Source organism: Halalkalibacter oceani (assembly GCF_023715705.1).
In the GTDB taxonomy this organism is placed as follows: Bacteria; Bacillota; Bacilli; order Bacillales; family Bacillaceae_D; genus Halalkalibacter; species Halalkalibacter oceani_A.
This window is the reverse complement of the sequence record NZ_JAMBOS010000023.1, coordinates 1-18,053: the sequence shown is the minus strand read 5'-3', so window position 1 is coordinate 18,053 and position 18,053 is coordinate 1. Positions and strand designations below refer to the sequence as shown.

Here is an 18,053-nt window from a genome sequence, read left to right as displayed (position 1 = left end):
TGATAGCGCTTTCAAGATTTGGCCTGTTTTTTCTCTTCCGGTAACGGCCTCGGAACATCACACTGGTTCTTCACAGTATAATGTCGTCCTTCCTCAGCTGCTCTATGGAAGCCATGCATCACTTCAAGTACATGCAGCCCGACATTTCCATTCGCCCGGTGCTCACGATTCTCTCTTATCGCTCTGACAAGGTCTAGTACGCCCAGCCCGCGCGCATTATAGTCATAGGAATGTGTCAGCCCTACTTCCAGCCACTCGTCTTCTCCCGTTTTTTTCAGATAGACCGGTCCGTCAAAGCGATTTGGGTCGGGGACGCGCAGCACACCACCGGTTCCGAAAATTTCAATATTCGGATAGTCAGTTTTGGCAAACGTATCAAAGCTGGTAATCAGTGTGCCAATCACTCCATTTTGAAATTCAATTGTTCCGGCCAAATAGGTTGGTGTTTCCACAGGAATTTTTTCTCCGTATTTAGGCTCACTCGTAATGACCCTTTCTGAATAGGCCTTGGAGGCCGAGCAGGTCACCCGCTTCATCGGACCGAGAAGCTGAACAAATGCCGTTAAGTAATATGGCCCCATATCAAACATCGGACCGCCGCCCCGTTCATAAAAGAATGCCGGATCGGGGTGCCATCTCTCATGTCCCGGTCTCAGCATAAATCCGGTGACGGCAAGCGGCCGACCAATAACCCCTTCATCAATTAGCTTTTTACACGTTTGAATGCCGGCTCCCAAAAACGTATCCGGTGCCGAACCAATTCGCAATCCCTTCCGTGCGGCAAGGGCGACAAGCTCCTCCCCCTCGTCAAGCTCGGCCGCTAATGGTTTTTCCACATAGACATGCTTACCTGCTTCAAGCACACGCCGGCTAACTTCAGCATGAACCTTTGGAATCGTCAAATTTATGACAACCTCAATCTCCCGATCCGCTAACAGCTCTTCCACTGTGTAAACAAAAGGAACTCCGTATTTCTCTGCCTGCTGCTCTGCCTTACTCCGGTGCAAATCTGCACAAGCTTTTACTTCTATTTCAGCAAACGATTGACAGTTCTCAAGGTAGATGCTGCTAATATTCCCACATCCAATAACGCCAATTTTCATCGTCAATCCGCCCCCTTATCGTGTCGCCCAGACCATTCCGTTTCGCATTAAGGCAATGACTTCCGGCATGTTCACCGTTTTTGCCACATGTCCCAGAGAACAGTAATAGACCTTTCCCTTCCCCCAGCGTTTCGTCCAAACGACCGGCATCTCAACCTCGCCATTTGCCTCATGTGGTCCTTCACTAATTGGAAACTTTGTCGTCGCATGAACCTTTACAGCAGGGTCAACATGCATATAATACTGTTCAGAAACGACGGTAAAATCATTGATTCCTTCGGTAAGCGGGTGGTCTTGATCAAGAATCCGGACTTGATATTCAACAAATTCATTGCCCGGGTGTGCTACCCATTGACCTCCCACCATAAATTGATAATCCACTGCCATCCGAAAGCTGTCTCCCATTCCTCCGTGCAACCCGGCCAGCCCTGTACCGGCGGCAACAGCGTCAAGGAGAGGCTGAAGCTGCTCCTTCGTGATCGTGCCCTGTGTCCAATTCGGCACGATTAAGTCATAGCCCGTTAGCTCAGCCTTTTCTAACGTTTCCAATGTATCCGTTATATCAACCTCATACGTTTCCTGCTTTAAAATGCCGGCCAGAATCTCAGCTACCTCAGCAGGCTCATGACCTTCCCAGCCCCCTTGAAATATCAATGCCTTTTTCATCACCAGTTCCTCCTACTCCTACATGAGCATTCTTTAATTGCCCTGATTTCGTTGAGAGCTCTCACGGATGAGCAGCCTTGTTTCCAGTTTCTCTTGAAACAGCTTCATTTGTGGAGCAGACAGCTGATTAACAAGCTGCTGGACAGATCGCTTTCCCATTTCGAAAAAGGGAACATGGACGCTTGATAAAGCCGGATCACACATCGCGGAAGCATCGGAGTCATCATACCCAACAATCGCGATATCAGCTCCCGGCCTGATCCCAAGCTCCTTCATCCGCTGCATGAGGCCAATCGCCATTCTGTCATTAGCAACCGCAATACCGTCATAGAGCTGACCTGATAACAGATCATCAGCTGCCTTATAGCCACTAGTAAGACTGTACTGACCATAAAAAACTGCCTGCTCCTGTCGTGCAAAGCCATGATCCTGTAAGGCTTTCTGATAGCCTTTCAAGCGATCAAGACTGTTCGAATAAGCAAGTGGTCCATTGAGAAAAGCAATATTCTGACAGCCCTGCTCAATCAGATGAGTCACAGCAGTATAGCTGCCAGCTACATGCTCAGCATCAATCTCACAAAATTGTTCACCGTCAAAATGTTGGTTGACCAGACAGAAAGGGAAGCTGGCATCCCTTAGCTCGCGCAGAGAGTCCCTTTCTTCATGAGAATCCTTCGAGCCTAAAATAATCGCTGCATCGATCTTATGACTCAGAAAATACTTTTTGTAATCGTACGGCTGGCCGACACGCTGAAATAATAGCAGCATGTCATAGCCCTCTTTTTCAATCGCCTCACCAATTCCATTTAAAATCTCAGAAAAATAATAAACAGAAAACAGCTTCACCTTTGGTAAATAGGGTAAAATCACCCCTATGTTCCCGCTTTTACGTTTTGCAAAATTTTTCGCCATCACATTTGGGTAGTAGTTAAGCGTCTTTGCTGCGGTTAAAACTTTTTGCTTTGTATGCTCCTTTACAGCATCCTGTTCACTGAAGACACGGGATACGGTTGCTTCTGATACTCCTGCCATTTTTGCGACATCTTTTCTCGTTGCGATTGTTGCTCTTCCTTTCTCGTATGTACCCGCGTTCAAAACTTGGAAAAATTAGTATTGTACGCGCGTACAATTGTTAGCTGAAGTTTGATTCTAGTTCTGAAAGGGCGACCCACCTTTTCAAGCTTGCAGAACGCTCAACGGCTTCCAGCACTGCCTGGTTTTTCATCCCATCAACAAAGTTCGGCGCCGGACTTTCCCCTTTCTCAACTCCCTTTAATAATTCTACTACCAGGTTGATAAAAGTATGTTCATAGCCAATAATATGTCCTGCCGGCCAGTAGGCAGCGGCAAATGGGTGCCCCTCTTCCGTGCAGCTTACAGTTCTGAAACCTTGAACATTAACTTCATCGTCATGAAAATAAACATCCAGTTCGTTCATTTTTTCCATGTCCCAACGAAGCGAGCCTTTTTCGCCATTAATTTCAAAGCGATTGCCGTTTCGATTCCCGCCGGCAAAACGCGTCGCTTCAAATGTCCCGATTGCCCCATTCTCAAAACGGGCGAGAAATAAGCTGGCATCATCGACATGCACCGGTCCTGTTTTAGAGCTTGACGCACTTCCACTTAAACCGGAACTCCCTTCGACTAGCGGCCGCTCCTTAATAAAGGTTTCCATTAATCCACTGACTTCTTTAAATTCACCTACAAGAAATCTCGCTAAATCAATACTGTGTGCGGCTAAATCCCCATGTGCCCCTGAACCACACGCTTCTTTGGAAAGTCGCCAAACAAGCGGAAACTGCGGGTCCATTATCCAGTCCTGCAAGTAGGTGGCGCGAATATGATAGATCCTTCCTAAACGCCCTGATTTGATCAGATTTCTGGCAAATTGCACAGCCGGGGCGAAACGGTAATTATGATTGATCATATGAAGCACATTATTTTTTTCAACAGCGGCCAGCATCTGCTTCGCCTGCTCCAATGTCATCGCCAGCGGCTTTTCACAAAACACATGCTTCCCGGCTTCAGCCGCAGCAATCGCAATTTCCGCATGGCTGCTATTCGGGGTTACAATATCGATTAAATCAATATCGTCACGAGCGATCAGTGCTCTCCAGTCCGTTTCATAGCTGAGCCAGCCCATTTTTTCTGCTGCTTCCTTTACCGCAGCCTGATCGCGGCCGCAAATTGCCTGAAGAACAGGTTCAACCTGATTATCAAAATAAAAGGAAACATCGCGATACGCATGAGAGTGTGCCTTCCCCATAAACTTATAACCGACCATGCCGATTCTGATTTTACGCTTCTCTACGCCCACCACATCTCCACCTCCTGTTTTTCAATAATGATGCTTTGTAAAAAGGAGATGGCTTTTTCGAGCCCTTCCAGATGGTTCATCAATCCATCCTCATGCTCAATACTGATCGCTCCCTCATAGCCGATCCGTTGTAATTCACTAATAATCTCTTTCCAAATCTCCTCCCCATGCCCATACCCAACTGTTCTAAAAATCCACGAGCGGTTCGCCAGATCACGATAGCTTTTTAAATCGAGTACGCCGTTAAGTGCGCAATTCTGCTGGTCAATTCTCGTATCTTTCGCATGAAAGTGAAAGAGTGCATTTTCCTTGCCCAGCTCACGGATACAAGCGACCGGGTCCATCCCCTGCCAAAAGTAATGACTCGGATCAAAGTTAGCGCCAATCTGAGTTCCGCATTCTGCTCTCAGCCTCAGCATCGTCTCCGTATTATAGACGACAAAGCCCGGGTGCGGCTCAATGGACGCGCGTACAATTTGTTCCGCCAAAAACGCATTCTGCTCCTTCCAATACGGAATTACTTTCTTTTCCCATTGCCATTTGGAGACTTCAGCAAAATCATTTGGCCACGTGCACGTGTTCCATACCGGATACAGCGACTGCTCTGATTCACCAGGACATCCGGAAAACGTCACGACGTTCTCAACCCCCAGCTTCGCTGCAAGCCTGACTGTATCAACGAAAGTCTGATGATCCTCCTGAGCCCGTTTGACATTAGGGTGCAGAGGGTTCCCATGGCAGCTTAGCGCACTTATTTCCATACCGCGTGATTCAAATTCATCCTTAAAGGCTGCCAGCTTTTCTGGATTGGCAAGCAATTCAGAAGGGTTGCAATGCGCATTCCCCACAAAGCCTCCAGTCCCGATTTCCACGGTATTTATTCCCTTTTTCTGCAAATAATCAAGTACCTCGTGTAATGGTTCAGTGGCCAGCAACACGGCAAAAACTCCTACTTTCATGTAACCTCCCCTTCGCCTGCTTATTTATTTTATAGGGCTGCGGCTAAAAAATTCTCAGCCTGCTCCTCTATAAACCTTGGAATGAACCTGATTTTTTGAAAGGGCTTTCATATTTCTATCCTAGCTGATCTCCCAAAAAAATTCAATAACATTTCTGAATTTTTGGAATAAAACGACCAAATGCCAACAGCTTCACTTGCCACAGGCCCACTGCTTAGAGGCTTGACAAAAGGGAAAAACACCCCTTCGGCCAAGCCTCTTCGACACCACTGTCTCCTTTGTTACTCCTCTTTGTCCTCAATTCCAAACTGCTGAAAAACGGTCTGTGAAGGTAGAGGATACACCTCTTCTCCCGCTATCGCATTAAGAATCATCTGGTTCCGTTGAACCGATAAGGCGAGGTTTGTCGCCCCGGCTCCGTGAGTATGTTCAAGATTCGTCAATGTGTACATATGCCCGGTACGCTCTTCTTTCCATTTCAATCGGTAGTCGCGGGTAACGGCGAAGCGCTTGTCGTCCTCCCACTCCAATTCATTCGCCATCTTGAGCAGCCAGTCGGGCAGGCTTGGCTTGTAGCCGGTGGCAAGAATCACCTTTTCTGAATGGAGCGTAAACGACTTGTCCTGCTGCCACTGTTGACATTCAAGCCGATAGCCTTGCTCCTCCGGCACAATTCCGTCTATCTCTGTCATAGCCTGAATTCTGACCGGCAGCCGCTGTTTTCCACCAGACCGATAATAGAGCAGCTCATAAATGGCTTTCAGTGTCTCTTCCTCGACGCCTTTTCGTAAGCTTTCCAAGGTCGGCAAGGCATCCTGCCGCTGCTCAAACGAGAGCTGATGAAAATAATCGACATAATCGTTAGAAAAGACCTCCTGTCCAAGCTTTCCCGATTCTAATTGGAAAAAGCCGGCCGACCTCGTTAACCAGGTGAGCTGATAGCGATGATCCTCCTGCTGCTTCAACAAGTCATAAAAAATTTCAGCGGCGCTCTGACCTGAACCGGTGACCGTAATCGAACGCGCTTCTTTCATTTCATCTGCATAATGAAGGTAGCTGCCGGAATGGATGACATCGTCATTGAGCACTTCTTGAAGCGGGGGCGGAATGAGGGGAACACTTCCTGTCCCAAGCACAACATGACGTGCCAGCACGATTTTCTCCTCTTTGGTCCGAACATCCTTTATCGTCAGAAGATAACCGCCATCTTGCTTTTGATAGCGGCAATTGACAACCTCGTAGCCAAAATGACAGTTTGCCAGCTGAGTTGCTACCCAGCGGCAATAGTCATTATATTCCTGTCTAGGAATGTCAAAACGCTTAAAAAAATAGAACGGAAACATCCGATTCTGTTTATGAATGTAATTCAAAAACGTATACTGGCTTTGCGGATTGGCGATCGTTACCAAATCAGCTAGAAACGGCACCTGCAAGTTAGCCTGCTCCAGCAGCATTCCCGGATGCCATTGAAAGACTTCGGTTTGATCGAAGAAAGCCGTCTTTAAGGACGTTCCTTCCTCCGCTAAGGCAGCCAGTCCAAGATTGAAGGGGCCAATCCCTACTCCGACCAGGTCATACTGCGTATACTCGTTCATCTGTCTCACCATCTCTTTTCGATTTTTTACAACCATCTTTCAGGGACAGCCTGTCCGGAGCGCCGGGGAAGGAGGATCATTATTTACGTCCATAATCCGCTTTAATCTCTCCCCATTTCTCTGTATGCCACTTCTTCACTTTGTTTTGATACATGTTTGTCTGTAACCAGCGCTCCGCCCGTTCGACGAGGGACCAAATATAGGCTGTTTCCTCCGTTCGTTTTAACGAAGAGTTCACCTTTTTCTGCTTCACCCATTTAATTGCCGTCAAAGAATCGGAGTAAATCGTTTTCGTCTCTCCACGCTGCTTCGTATAAGCAAGACCGTGGACAATCGCCAAAAACTCTCCCATGTTGTTTGTACCGATATGAATTTCATCATGAAAAAACAGCACCTCTCCCGTCCTCGTGTCGACGCCCTTATATTCCACAATACCCGGATTTCCCCGACATCCAACATCGACCGAAATGCTGTCGTAATCAATTTCTTCATCAAACGTCGTCAGCGGTTCAGAACGCTTGGCCGCTGATTGTTTGAAGCCGCCCTCGTTAAACGCCTTCTCCGCTTCTGCTTTTGTCGCAAATGATTTAAAACGGGCTCCGGTAAAGCCCTTCACCTGCGCCTCACATTCCGCCCATGTAGGAAAGATCCCTGTTTTCCTCCCTCTCCACACTACATAAAATTTCTGCTTTGCCATGTCTGCACCTTCCTATTCCGAGAGCTGTTTCTCCTCGTTTGTCTGTGAAAAGCTTTTATAAATTCTGCCAATACAGAAATACTAACAGCGAAAGAGCTATTTCACAAATGAAGAAAAGGAGCTGCTTCGATGAAAAAACGTCAACCGCAAAAAAACAAAGCCCTGACCAATAACCAAACACCGCAACGCAACCTGTTTAATCAGGAGGTCGCCAGCGAACTTGTCGACGAGGGCGGCAACAAAGCGAATAAGAAGAAACAGTAAGGGATCTCCATTTCAAAGAGGATCGTAATAGAGTCCCCGCCTGCCGTTTCTGGATTTTTCGCACGATGATAGCAGCGGCTCCGTTCTGCGCAAAGTTAAGAAGAGAAGAACCTTCCCCGCTGTTTCAGGATGCTGCAATGGCTTCGTTCGCTACTCGCATAGAGAGGAGAACCCCACTCCTCTCTATGCTTATAAATGATGTAGCGACTCCGCACATTGCTTAGGACTCGTCCGAAAAGGAAAAAACCAACCTTTTCGGACGAGTCCTTGTATATTTACTTCTTTCTTTGGCTATACTGGGTGTCAAAAAGAGGTGATGTCAGGTGAATATCACGATTAACCGGAAGCGGTCGGTTCAGGAGCCGGGGGATCTGGTCAGTACGAAAGGAAACAAGCTTTACGCGATCATTTGCGATCATGGTGAGAAATACCCTTATCATCTGCTCTGCCTTGAAACATTTACAATTGTTGAAAGCTATGATTCCTTGCCGACGAACGAAGAAATTGAAGAGGATATTGACGATGAGCTCGATGGAGTGTACCAGCATCGCGACTCTCATATTACATTAAATTAAGCAGTAGTAGCCCAAACCAAGGAAGGCCATGGTTTGGGCTGCTGTTTTTTTATCGTAGGAAGGAAGGTCGACCAGCGCTAAGCCATGTGCCGAAATGCGACGTTAAAGCCCGTTGTGAGTGTGTCTCTCACAACGGGCTTGCGGCGTGTGAAGCCATTGCCAGTAGGTTCAAAGTTAGTTTTGTCTCAAGCTCTTGTCATGCGTAAGCGATCCCAGAGCCACCTCAGCCTTCAAGCCGGCTTTGAGCTGCGCCTTTCTCCACTTTTGCCAGGCGGCCCAGCAGGGCAATGGCGGCGACGGCAAGACCGGTAATAAGCCCGATCCAGTAGCCAAACGGGCCGAAGTCGGTGTAATTGGCGAGAATATATCCTGTTGGCAGCCCGATTAACCAGAAGGAAACGAACGCGAACAAAAATGGAATATTGACATCTTTATAGCCGCGCAAAATCCCTTGAATCGGGGTGGCAATCGCATCAGAAAGCTGAAAGAAAATCGAGTAAATTAAAAACTGCTGAATCAGGACAGCGACAGTCGCATCAATCGTATAAAGACGGGAAACGGGTTCACGCAAGAGAAAAATGATAATTCCCGCGACAATCCCCATGCCGATCGCAATGACCATCCCGAGCTTGCTGTACTGCTTCGCATCAGTAAGCCGCTTAGCCCCGACTTCATAGCCGACGGCAATCGTTAATGTAAACGCCATGCTCAGTGGAATCATGTACAGGAACGAAGCGAAATTGATCGCTGCCTGATGAGCCGCAATCGTCGCCGTATCAAATGTGCTCATTAACAAGGTAACGGCGGCAAAAATGCTCGTTTCAAAGAAAATCGTAAACCCGATTGGCAAACCGAGCCATAAAATTTCCTTCCATTTCGAAAGCGAGACGTTAACAAACGTTTTAAAAATGCCATACGCCGCAAACGGGCGCACCCGGCTGACGAAATAAATCGTAATGAACAAAATCACCCAATAGGTTACAGCAGAGGCATAGCCCGCTCCGATTCCGCCGAGCTGCGGAAAGCCGAGCTTGCCGAAAATAAGAACATAATTAAAAAACACATTAATCGGAAGCGCAATTAGGGTAATGAGCATCGTCACCCTCGTCTGACCGAGCGAATCGATAAAACAACGCAGGGCCGTCTGAATAAACAATGGCAGCACGCCAAAGCCAAGTCCGATCAAGTAATGATAAGCGATATACTCAACATCCGCATCAAGGCTCATAAAACCAAGGATCGGTTCGATGACGAACGCCCCGCTGATCAGAATCACGACGGAAAGAAAAACGGATAAATACACACCCTGCAAAACAGAAAACGGAACGTCTTCCTTACGGCCAGCGCCAATCGTCTGGGAAATAATCGGCGTCAAAGCAAGCAGCACACCGCTCAGCCCGGTAAAGACCGGCACCCATAAACTGGAACCGATTGCAACTCCCGCCAGGTCCTCCGCGCCCGCTTGCCCGGACATCATCGTATCAAAAAAATTCATCGCATATAAACCAAGCTGTGTCACTAAAATCGGCATCATCACGATGAGAAACAGCCGTATTTTCTGACGAATGGTTTGTGTCGGTTTCATCCCTATTCCTCCTAGACTTTCACAACAAACACAACAAGGAGGGGTTTGCCCAAAGTAATGTCATTCAGGAAAACCCCGAGAAAAAACCGCTAAAGGAACGGAATTCCAATAGCGGATATTCGTTATTTTTTATCATTTTGTGCTGATTCTGCTTCAAGCTCTTCCTCATACCAATTATCCAGCACCTTCGCATCAAGCACTCTTGCTTCAACGAAGGAAGCCTGCTTTTCGAGAAACAAGTCCTTCCACGGAACATCGAGATCTTCCGCAATTTTCACGATTGTTAACAGCTCCTGCCAAGCGACATAGCGTTTGTACCAGAAAAACTGCGGCTGCTCTGTCATATATGGATAGAGATCATCAAATTCCGTGTGCTTACAGTCCACCGTTCTTTCAAATTGACGTTTCGCTTCTGCCAGTCTTTCCTGAAGATAGACAGCTATTTTATTCTCTTCCATCGGTATCCCTCCCAGATTCTCTCTCATACTAACGCATCGTGTCAGACATTCCGGCAGTCTATTTCTATACATATATCATACCATGATTTTTCCTAAGACTAAAATAAGAAAAAACTGCTATTGTAAAAACCGGTCCTTTTCCGCGGCGGTCGGCAGACGGCAGCTCTCCAGTTTGCCAAATAGACGATAGCGGTTTTTCGCGACAAGCCGGTAGAGCCGGTCACGTCCGACCTTCGGTACAACACGCAGTACGAGCAGAAGCCGAAAATACCAAGGCAAAGCCTTAACTACCTGAAATACAGCATCCGAATAAAAATGAGCCGTATTATCGGTAATCACAATAACAGAGTCAACCGCGGGCGATATCGCAAACTGCTCCTGCAGCTGCCTTCCCCGTTCAGATTGCAGCGAAACAAACAAGAAGCGGTGATCCTTCTCCTTACGTAAAATAAAATCGACGAAACCGTTGCATAAGTTGCACACCCCGTCAAACATTAAAATCGGGCGATCCTCTTCGTTACTCTCCGGCAATGACAGCTCCCCCTCTCCATTCCTCCTGCAGCAGCAATGGGAGATAATGAACCTCGGCGGCATCCTGTGGATAGGAAAAACCGAGCGCGCTGTCATCAACCACTTCAAGAATTTCCGTCAGCACCTCATCCATCCCCTCTACATAAAAAGGGTAGAGAAATTCGAAGCTGAGCGGCTCCGCCGGAACATGACTCTCCCCGCAAACATCCGGGCTTGCGTAATTCAAATAGGTGCGACATGGAATCGGCCTGATTTCATATGCCATACATGTCCGGGTCTCTTGATCGAGCATGATGCACGGAAGGTTTTTTTGCTTATACCTTTCTTTAAATGCCGGATCTTTGCGAAAATCCAGCTCGGCCAATTCCTTCAGTTCAGCCTGATACGTCGTTACATACCGGTCTATTTGCGCTGCAATCTTCCGTCGCCGCGCTGCCGGCCAGCTTTTGATCACTTTTAGCATCAGCTTTACCTCAAGCCGCGTTACAATAATCGGAAAGTAGCAGCAATGATCGCAGCCAAGCGCGCAGCTCGGCCGCACTCCAAGCTCGCTTTCAATTTCTTTGATTTCATCGTCAACCTGGGCAAGCAGGCCAGTAAAGGCTTCACCAAGCACCGTCTCGACATGCTTGCCTTCACTGTCGTCCAAAATCTGATCGACCTTTTGCAGAAATGGCGCTTCATAGTCATACGTCCGTTTATTGATTCTGGCAGCGACCTGCCTAATCTCGTCTATCGTTAAAGGTTTCATCCGTCCGCCTCTCCTTCTAGTAAAGTTTATAAAAATAGGGAAGTGCAGCCAGAAGAGCCAAGAATGTTAAAGCTTCGTTCATTGACGCTCCCCCGCATTCCCGCTATGATGAAAACGGGAGGGGAAGCTATGCTAGCTGTCAAAAAAGTATTAAATAATAATGTTATTATAGCGCATCACCCGGACTACAATGAAGTCATTTTAATCGGCAAAGGACTCGGCTTCGGTAAAAAAAACGGCGAACTCGTGGCCGGTGAACAGGCTGAAAAGTTCTTTGTCCTAAAGGAAGCAAAAGAACAGGAACGCTATAAAAAACTGTTGCATTATATAGATGAAGATTTTATCGGGTTAATGAACGACGTGATTGAGCATGTCGAGGAGCGCTTCTCAATCCACCTTCACGAGCATATTCACAGCGCGCTGACGGATCATCTTTTTTATGCGGTGAAACGCGTCAAGCAGAATATGGATATTAAGAATCCTTTCCTGCCTGAAACAGAGCTTGCCTACCCGAAAGAATTTGATGTCGCCGCCGAAATTATCGCCCGGCTGAACCAGGAGCTTTCGATCTCGATCCCGCCGGATGAAATCGGCTTTGTCGCCCTCCACATTCACAGCGCGCTGACGAAGCGTTCCATTCAGGAAGTCAATCAGCATACGCGACTGATCGGAGAAATGGTGCAGGAAGTGGAGAACACGTTGCAGCTGTCAATTGACCGCAAAGACATCAACTACTTACGCCTCGTCAGACATCTTCGCCATTCGATCGAACTAATCAACAAGGATCAGTATGACGATAACCAGGATGCGCTGAAAGACATTCTCCAGGCGCAGTACCCCGTTTGCTATGAATTGGCATCGAGTCTTTTGGAAATGATGGAGCAATCATTAGAAAAAAAAGTGCCCGAGGCGGAAGCGGTTTATTTAACATTACATTTGCAACGGATCGCCAGACGATAATTGAAAAAAGAAACAGGTTTCAATCCGGAGGGAGTCGGGTATTGTTTGTGTAAGAGCAGGTTATGCTTGGCCTACGCTCTTGTCACCTCCCCACCTTACTATAGAGCTTGAGACAAAGGGCAATTTCCCCTTTGTCTCAAGCTCAAAGCAGTGTGCGAAGTCTGCACTTCGTTTTAAAAATCCGTACTGAAGTGGTTTTCTTCAGTACGGATTTTGTGCAGAACGGAGCCATTGCTTCAAATTATGACTCCAACCAAAGAAAAAAAACTTCAACACCCTCCTCCCTCCTTCACCAGGCTTAAGACCTAAGCACCGGCGTTTTTAGCAACGTTTTCCATTAAATCCACCGAATCTCTTTATCCGCTTGACTTTCTCTCATATTCTTACATAGAAGATAAGCGTTCCGTCTCTATTTTTCGAGTTTGTTCATTGTTAAAATGTTACCCTAGACAATGAAATCTATGAAGTTGGTGAAAAAAATGTGGAATAATGTTGAAATTGGAATTGACCTAGGAACTGCGAACCTACTTGTATATAGCAAAGGAAAAGGAATTATTTTAAACGAACCCTCCGTTGTCGCAATAAACACCCAAACGCAGGAGGTGCTGGCCGTCGGCCTCGAAGCGAAAAGCATGGTCGGAAAGACGCCGGCAAATATTGTCGCTGTCCGTCCGCTTCAGGATGGCGTGATCGCCGACTTTGATATGACCTCGAAAATGCTGAAAGCGATTATGCGAAAAGCAAGCAAGCAGCTTGGCCTTGCCATGCGCAAGCCGAATGTCGTCGTCTGCGCTCCTTCCGGCTCGACTTCGGTCGAACGGCGGGCCATTCTCGACGCCGTGAAAAGCTGCGGTGCCAAACAGGTTCATGTCATTGAAGAACCGGTCGCAGCCGCAATCGGCGCCGACCTCCCTGTCGAAGAGCCGGTTGCCAATGTCGTCGTTGACATCGGCGGCGGAACAACCGAAGTCGCGATCATTTCGTTCGGCGGCGTCGTTTCATGCAGCTCCGTCAGAATTGGCGGCGACAAGCTCGATGAAGGCATTATTCAATACGTGCGAAAGTCTTACAACGTTCTAATTGGCGAACGCACGGCCGAGCAGATCAAAATGGAAATTGGCTACGCTCCAATTACCCATGAGGAAATGACGATGGAGATTAGAGGACGCGACCTCGTGAACGGCCTGCCAAAAACCGTTACGCTGCGCTCCACAGAAATTCAGCAGGCCATTCAGGAGCATATGCTCCAGCTGCTCGAATCAATTCGCTCGACATTGGAGGACTGTCCACCCGAGCTGAGCGGCGACATTGTCGATCGGGGCATCATGCTCACCGGCGGCGGCGCCCTGCTCAACGGCATTCAGGAATGGCTTGCAACCGAGATCGACGTCCCTGTCCATATCGCCCCTACACCGCTTGAATCCGTCGCAATCGGCACAGGACGATCACTGAAATTCATCGACAAGCTGCAAAAAGCCACTGTGTAAACACACGTCCAGGAAGCGATAATGAAAACTGCACACGAGTTTAAAAGCCGGAGGAAAATGGTTTTTCCTCCTGGCTGAGTGCAGAATGGAGTCGTTGATTCATTTGATGCTCATCGTTTCGTATTACATTTTTTTTGCAAGTATAACCCAAGATAATGAAATGGTTATAAGCACTAATGAGATTAAAATTCGTACGACTGCAAGGGTTGTTAAAGATAAAATACTATATTGAATGAGTAGCATTATTATAATTAGAGAGATTATCATTACAAACATAGCGTAATATATCCCTTTTTGCCTTATAGTCTGCGCTCTTTCATCTTTTTCCTTAAATTGAGGGAAAAGATAACTATAACAAAAAGCCATTACTGCGACAGACCCCCAATTCAAGAGTTCCACAGCATACACAATCGTATCCCTATTGTCAGTCATAACAAAGAGAAAAAGCCTTACGACAAAAATGAATGATAACAATACCCCTATGATAAAAAAGTTCTTTTGAGATGCCATTTTATTTGCCTCCTGCATTTATTCTTTAATGTACTTCTTTAAATCCTCCTCGTCTAAATAAAAGATTTCTTCTACCGACGTATTAAATAATTTCGCCATAACCAATGCTAATGGAAGGGAAGGATTATATTTTCCTTTTTCAATTGAAATAATGGTTTGTCTTGAAACACCAAGTTTTTCTGCTAGTTTGTCTTGTGAATAGCCACTTTGTTTCCTGAAATCCGGTAGCTTGTTTTTCATTCATCAGCCCCCCTTTCCATTTCGAAGATACTATTCGATGTTAACATTTCAAGTCCTTTTTCGCTCCCTGGTCTGTTGATCAGGGAGCATCATCTTCATCGTTTTCCCTGCTCTCGTTTGATCGTATCCATCAGCTGATTCACCTGTTCCTGTGTCACTTCATTTTGTTTGGCTATGACCATCGTTAATCCGGCAATGGATTTTTGCAACTCCTTTATCACCGGTTCTAACCTAACCAATAAATAGGAAGCGACGGCAATTGGAAATCCAACATTCGAGATGAGTTTTATTAATTCTTCCACTCTCTTCATCTCCTAACTACTAACCTGAGGAAGATCAAATTCCTCCCCAGGCTAGAACGACTATACAATAATGGTTTCAACCGCACGAGAGACAATACGAGCATCAATTTTTGCTTCAAGCGCTTGGACTGCTCCAGCAAAGACATTATTCTCCATCAAGACATCCATCACTCCAGAGATTTCTTCCGCTGTAACATCTTCTCGAGGGTTTAAGACGCGAATGGCTATCGTCCGTCCTAAATCATTTCTAAACCGTAATTCCAGTGTTTGTTCTCCCATTTTTCAATTCTCCTCCCACCTTAGTTTTATGCCAATGTACTTTCCTCAGATAAAGTAATTCCCACAAGCGATGCCGAACTTAAGCTACTGAGAGCGATTGAGACATCATAAAGTGCGTTAACGTCTGCGTCAATCTTCACAGGGTAACCACTTCGTCGTTGTCTCGTTTCTCCAAATTGATCTTCTTCTAAATGGATCAGTGACAACCGTGCTTGCATTAAATTTTTCGTTGCCATTTGCTTTCCTCCTTTCCGTTTTCCCCACCTCAAAAAAAGAGGCAGCCTAGGCCGGTGGGCTGCCTCTTTTTTATGAACGCAAAAATAGCCGGAGGTCTCCCACCGGCTATTTTTAGGATACAATATTGAAATGCTTATTTCAATACCATTTAGTAAATATTACCACAATGTTAGACATAACTTAGGTGAATCTCTTTGTTAGACACGAAAGAAAGATAATAATTTTTCCATTCTTCACAATTCTAACAAATGGATCTTCTAGACTAGCATTAGAATAAAGATTACTAGGAGGAATGAACATAATTGGATAGTCAGGTAAAGAAACATATAACTTTGTTCATGTTAACTGCGTTGCTTACTTCCCTGTTTCTCTTTTTAAGAAGTGATTGGGATCCAATGCACGCCTGGAACCGAGCATTTGCTGACGTATCAGTTCTATACTTAGCGGCGATTCTTATAATTGGATCACTTTCAAAGCTTAATAACAAGATGAAGTTATTTTTAAATTGGAGAAAAGAATTAGGAATTTGGACTGGCTTAACAGCCTTCACCCATGTCTACATTATTTTCGATGGTTGGATTAGATGGAATTTTATGATGTTGTTTGTGGTCTTTAATCCATTTGCGAATAGCTTCGATATCCATCCCGGTTTTGCGATTGGGAATCTCCTTGGCATTGTTTGTTTGCTTTATTTACTTATACTCTTATTCACCTCAAATAAAAAAAGCATAAAATTCTTAGGTAAAGAAGCTTGGCAATACGTCCAGCAACGTGTGCATATTTATTATATCTTAGTCGCCCTGCACACATTCTATTTTTTATTTCTTCACGTTCCACATATCCCAAATGTCTTAAGGATTCCGTTTCTCCTGTTGGTTGTTGTTGTATGGTTTATCCATATTCTTGGATTTATCAATGTAGTCATGGTAAAAAAGAGATAGGCTAGTCTTAATATTTAAAAGTTAAAGCCTCAAGGATTTAGATCCAAGAGGCTTAAATATTAATGACTCGGACTAATGGAACAAGAAATAAGTCAAGTTTCCAACCCTAGAGTAGTGCACACATTCTAAGCTTTATTCAGACCCCCTATACAAATGAATTATAAATGTCGTCCCCACATGAACCGTGCTTTCGATTTGAATATCTCCCCCGTGCCGTTCGATGATTTGTTTAGTAATCGCCAAACCTAGGCCGCTTCCACCTTGCTTTGTAGAACGAGATTTATCGACCCGATAAAAGCGATCCCAGATATGAGGACGGCTTTCAGCCGGGATTCCTTCTCCATTGTCCTTGATTCTAATTGTGATTTTATTTTTCAATTTTTTAATGTCTAGCTCAATCCGCCCACCTGGTGCTGTATGCCGTATGCCGTTGTTTAAAATATTCAACAGTGCCCTCTCTAATTGTTCAGGATCAATACTAGAAATTATGTCGACATGTGACGATGAAACATGTAAGCCAATCTTTTTCTCGTCTGCTAAAAGCTTAACTTTTTTGGTGACGCCTTTAATGAAATCAACCAGCTCAACTTTTTGTATGTTCATTGAGACCTTACCTTCTTCAAGCTTCATGAGTTGAAAAAGGTCTTTAACTAAACTCTCCATTCGAATGGCTTCCTGATAAATTATAGATGATTGTTCTTGAACTAAATCAGTTTCTACTTTCTGATCCTTCAAAAGAGCTGCATACGCTTTAATATATGTCAGTGGTGTTCGAAGGTCATGGGAGACATTCGATAAGAATTGTTGGCGGGTATCTCTATACCCTTTAAGTTGCCTCGCCATGGAGGAAATATTATTCATCAAATCAGCCAATTCATCTTTTCCTTTACTAGAAAGTTGGACATCAAAATTCCCTTTTGCAATCGTTCGGGTTAGATTTCGGGCTTGAACAAGGGGAAATGTGATTTTTCTCGAAAAGAAAATAGCCAAAATTCCAGATAACATAAGAGTGAATATCCCCATTATCATGGTAATAACCAAAAGGTTCTGTCTTGTTTCCTCAAAATTCCCTGTATCCTGATCGATAAAGAGATATCCGATCACTTGTCCATCAACAATCAGCGGCTCAAACGACCAGACATGGGCAATATGGTGCGCAATAGTATCAACAAAGTCTGTTCTTCCCTCTAAAAGAGAAGTAGAATTGTTGATCCACCCTCGGTATCGATCAAGCCATTCTTCGGGTATCGTATCTGTACTGGCCTTAACATTAAATTCTTTATCAAAAATGATAAATGAATTTTCCTTTTCCCTTTGTTCCATGATAACCACATGTTCAAGAGATTCCGCTGCCATTTCTGCCTCAATAACCTCACGATGGGCAGACAGACGATTCTCTACATCATTTTGAAGCTGGTCCTTGTAAAATGATTTTGAAACATAGTAAAAAGAAGTTCCCATTGCTATAATGTTTTTGACACCCTTAAATTACCGAAAGTTGACGGTATTGCCTGTCCAGAATTAGTCGATTATAATGTCCGTATATAATTCGAAACATTTCGACATTTTTAATTCTGAGGAAAGGAAAAAGACATC

Annotated in this window: 22 protein-coding genes; 5 read left to right on the top strand and 17 right to left on the bottom strand. The window is 45.4% G+C overall.

The window, feature by feature from the left end; genetic code table 11:
• Positions 1–11 precede the first annotated feature (11 nt).
• The 7 genes from M3212_RS16830 to rnhA all read right to left on the bottom strand — a co-directional run bounded on the left by M3212_RS16830 (position 12) and on the right by rnhA (position 7,337).
• The gene (locus tag M3212_RS16830; protein WP_251195139.1) at positions 12–1,103 is read right to left on the bottom strand and encodes a Gfo/Idh/MocA family protein; all 1,092 of its coding nucleotides are present in this window, start codon (positions 1,101–1,103) and stop codon (positions 12–14) included.
• A gap of 15 nt (positions 1,104–1,118) precedes the next feature.
• Positions 1,119–1,769, bottom strand: a complete 651-nt coding sequence (locus M3212_RS16825; protein ID WP_251195138.1) for a ThuA domain-containing protein — start codon at positions 1,767–1,769, stop codon at positions 1,119–1,121.
• Between the two features lie 33 nt (positions 1,770–1,802).
• On the bottom strand, positions 1,803–2,864 hold the full coding sequence (locus M3212_RS16820; RefSeq protein ID WP_285874601.1) for a LacI family DNA-binding transcriptional regulator: 1,062 nt from the start codon (positions 2,862–2,864) through the stop codon (positions 1,803–1,805).
• 37 nt (positions 2,865–2,901) lie between these two features.
• Positions 2,902–4,053 carry a Gfo/Idh/MocA family protein gene (locus tag M3212_RS16815; protein ID WP_251195187.1) on the bottom strand — a complete coding sequence of 384 codons (1,152 nt, stop codon included), beginning with the start codon at positions 4,051–4,053 and terminating at the stop codon, positions 2,902–2,904.
• 23 nt (positions 4,054–4,076) lie between these two features.
• A complete protein-coding gene (locus M3212_RS16810) occupies positions 4,077–5,045 on the bottom strand; it encodes a sugar phosphate isomerase/epimerase family protein (RefSeq protein WP_251195136.1) in 969 nt (322 codons plus the stop codon).
• Positions 5,046–5,326: 281 nt separating this feature from the next.
• Positions 5,327–6,640, bottom strand: a complete 1,314-nt coding sequence (locus tag M3212_RS16805) for a lysine N(6)-hydroxylase/L-ornithine N(5)-oxygenase family protein (RefSeq protein ID WP_251195135.1) — start codon at positions 6,638–6,640, stop codon at positions 5,327–5,329.
• A gap of 79 nt (positions 6,641–6,719) precedes the next feature.
• Positions 6,720–7,337 (bottom strand): ribonuclease H, encoded by a 618-nt coding sequence (rnhA, locus tag M3212_RS16800; RefSeq protein ID WP_251195134.1) that lies wholly within the window; start codon positions 7,335–7,337, stop codon positions 6,720–6,722.
• Positions 7,338–7,466: 129 nt separating this feature from the next.
• Between rnhA and M3212_RS22150 the strand changes: the two genes are divergently transcribed.
• Positions 7,467–7,601: a hypothetical protein gene (locus M3212_RS22150; protein ID WP_285874600.1), complete on the top strand. Its 135-nt coding sequence runs from the start codon at positions 7,467–7,469 to the stop codon at positions 7,599–7,601.
• A 323-nt stretch (positions 7,602–7,924) separates the two neighbouring features.
• Positions 7,925–8,176, top strand: coding sequence for a hypothetical protein (locus tag M3212_RS16795; RefSeq protein ID WP_251195133.1), 252 nt, complete (start codon positions 7,925–7,927; stop codon positions 8,174–8,176).
• A 223-nt stretch (positions 8,177–8,399) separates the two neighbouring features.
• Here the strand turns inward: M3212_RS16795 and M3212_RS16790 are convergent, their stop codons facing one another.
• The 4 genes from M3212_RS16790 to M3212_RS16775 form a co-directional block, all read right to left on the bottom strand.
• Positions 8,400–9,761: an MATE family efflux transporter gene (locus M3212_RS16790; protein ID WP_251195132.1), complete on the bottom strand. Its 1,362-nt coding sequence runs from the start codon at positions 9,759–9,761 to the stop codon at positions 8,400–8,402.
• Between the two features lie 122 nt (positions 9,762–9,883).
• Positions 9,884–10,219, bottom strand: a complete 336-nt coding sequence (locus M3212_RS16785) for a hypothetical protein (protein WP_251195131.1) — start codon at positions 10,217–10,219, stop codon at positions 9,884–9,886.
• A 117-nt stretch (positions 10,220–10,336) separates the two neighbouring features.
• On the bottom strand, positions 10,337–10,750 hold the full coding sequence (locus M3212_RS16780; protein WP_251195130.1) for a thiol-disulfide oxidoreductase DCC family protein: 414 nt from the start codon (positions 10,748–10,750) through the stop codon (positions 10,337–10,339).
• Positions 10,737–11,501 (bottom strand): YkgJ family cysteine cluster protein, encoded by a 765-nt coding sequence (locus tag M3212_RS16775; protein WP_251195129.1) that lies wholly within the window; start codon positions 11,499–11,501, stop codon positions 10,737–10,739. Before M3212_RS16775 ends, M3212_RS16780 begins: the two co-directional genes overlap by 14 nt.
• Positions 11,502–11,630: 129 nt before the next feature.
• Here M3212_RS16775 and glcT point away from each other — a divergent pair, with 129 nt between their 5' ends.
• Both glcT and mreBH read left to right on the top strand, forming a co-directional pair.
• Complete coding sequence (glcT, locus tag M3212_RS16770; protein ID WP_251195128.1) at positions 11,631–12,461, top strand: glucose PTS transporter transcription antiterminator GlcT; 831 nt, start codon at positions 11,631–11,633, stop codon at positions 12,459–12,461.
• Between the two features lie 479 nt (positions 12,462–12,940).
• Positions 12,941–13,948 carry a rod-share determining protein MreBH gene (gene mreBH, locus M3212_RS16765; RefSeq protein WP_251195127.1) on the top strand — a complete coding sequence of 336 codons (1,008 nt, stop codon included), beginning with the start codon at positions 12,941–12,943 and terminating at the stop codon, positions 13,946–13,948.
• Between the two features lie 123 nt (positions 13,949–14,071).
• Here the strand turns inward: mreBH and M3212_RS16760 are convergent, their stop codons facing one another.
• From M3212_RS16760 to M3212_RS16740, 5 genes are all read right to left on the bottom strand, one after another.
• Positions 14,072–14,458, bottom strand: coding sequence for a hypothetical protein (locus M3212_RS16760; protein ID WP_251195126.1), 387 nt, complete (start codon positions 14,456–14,458; stop codon positions 14,072–14,074).
• A gap of 18 nt (positions 14,459–14,476) precedes the next feature.
• A complete protein-coding gene (locus M3212_RS16755) occupies positions 14,477–14,698 on the bottom strand; it encodes a helix-turn-helix transcriptional regulator (protein ID WP_251195125.1) in 222 nt (73 codons plus the stop codon).
• Between the two features lie 95 nt (positions 14,699–14,793).
• Complete coding sequence (locus M3212_RS16750) at positions 14,794–15,000, bottom strand: YvrJ family protein (protein WP_251195124.1); 207 nt, start codon at positions 14,998–15,000, stop codon at positions 14,794–14,796.
• A 60-nt stretch (positions 15,001–15,060) separates the two neighbouring features.
• Positions 15,061–15,279 carry a DUF2922 domain-containing protein gene (locus M3212_RS16745; RefSeq protein WP_251195123.1) on the bottom strand — a complete coding sequence of 73 codons (219 nt, stop codon included), beginning with the start codon at positions 15,277–15,279 and terminating at the stop codon, positions 15,061–15,063.
• Positions 15,280–15,305: 26 nt separating this feature from the next.
• A complete protein-coding gene (locus M3212_RS16740; RefSeq protein WP_251195122.1) occupies positions 15,306–15,515 on the bottom strand; it encodes a hypothetical protein in 210 nt (69 codons plus the stop codon).
• A 303-nt stretch (positions 15,516–15,818) separates the two neighbouring features.
• Here M3212_RS16740 and M3212_RS16735 point away from each other — a divergent pair, with 303 nt between their 5' ends.
• On the top strand, positions 15,819–16,457 hold the full coding sequence (locus M3212_RS16735; RefSeq protein WP_251195121.1) for a hypothetical protein: 639 nt from the start codon (positions 15,819–15,821) through the stop codon (positions 16,455–16,457).
• A gap of 132 nt (positions 16,458–16,589) precedes the next feature.
• Here the strand turns inward: M3212_RS16735 and M3212_RS16730 are convergent, their stop codons facing one another.
• Positions 16,590–17,813: a sensor histidine kinase gene (locus tag M3212_RS16730; RefSeq protein ID WP_251195120.1), complete on the bottom strand. Its 1,224-nt coding sequence runs from the start codon at positions 17,811–17,813 to the stop codon at positions 16,590–16,592.
• Positions 17,814–18,053: the final 240 nt, after the last annotated feature.

Coding starts and splice junctions, on each gene's coding strand:
- M3212_RS16830 (WP_251195139.1), bottom strand. CDS start 1,103: ATGAAAATTGGCGTTATTGGATGTGGGAATATTAGCAGCATCTACCTT.
- M3212_RS16825 (WP_251195138.1), bottom strand. CDS start 1,769: ATGAAAAAGGCATTGATATTTCAAGGGGGCTGGGAAGGTCATGAGCCT.
- M3212_RS16815 (WP_251195187.1), bottom strand. CDS start 4,053: ATGGTCGGTTATAAGTTTATGGGGAAGGCACACTCTCATGCGTATCGC.
- M3212_RS16810 (WP_251195136.1), bottom strand. CDS start 5,045: ATGAAAGTAGGAGTTTTTGCCGTGTTGCTGGCCACTGAACCATTACAC.
- M3212_RS16805 (WP_251195135.1), bottom strand. CDS start 6,640: ATGAACGAGTATACGCAGTATGACCTGGTCGGAGTAGGGATTGGCCCC.
- rnhA (WP_251195134.1), bottom strand. CDS start 7,337: ATGGCAAAGCAGAAATTTTATGTAGTGTGGAGAGGGAGGAAAACAGGG.
- M3212_RS22150 (WP_285874600.1), top strand. CDS start 7,467: ATGAAAAAACGTCAACCGCAAAAAAACAAAGCCCTGACCAATAACCAA.
- M3212_RS16790 (WP_251195132.1), bottom strand. CDS start 9,761: ATGAAACCGACACAAACCATTCGTCAGAAAATACGGCTGTTTCTCATC.
- M3212_RS16785 (WP_251195131.1), bottom strand. CDS start 10,219: ATGGAAGAGAATAAAATAGCTGTCTATCTTCAGGAAAGACTGGCAGAA.
- M3212_RS16775 (WP_251195129.1), bottom strand. CDS start 11,501: ATGAAACCTTTAACGATAGACGAGATTAGGCAGGTCGCTGCCAGAATC.
- glcT (WP_251195128.1), top strand. CDS start 11,631: ATGCTAGCTGTCAAAAAAGTATTAAATAATAATGTTATTATAGCGCAT.
- mreBH (WP_251195127.1), top strand. CDS start 12,941: ATGTGGAATAATGTTGAAATTGGAATTGACCTAGGAACTGCGAACCTA.
- M3212_RS16760 (WP_251195126.1), bottom strand. CDS start 14,458: ATGGCATCTCAAAAGAACTTTTTTATCATAGGGGTATTGTTATCATTC.
- M3212_RS16755 (WP_251195125.1), bottom strand. CDS start 14,698: ATGAAAAACAAGCTACCGGATTTCAGGAAACAAAGTGGCTATTCACAA.
- M3212_RS16745 (WP_251195123.1), bottom strand. CDS start 15,279: ATGGGAGAACAAACACTGGAATTACGGTTTAGAAATGATTTAGGACGG.
- M3212_RS16740 (WP_251195122.1), bottom strand. CDS start 15,515: ATGGCAACGAAAAATTTAATGCAAGCACGGTTGTCACTGATCCATTTA.
- M3212_RS16730 (WP_251195120.1), bottom strand. CDS start 17,813: ATGGCAGCGGAATCTCTTGAACATGTGGTTATCATGGAACAAAGGGAA.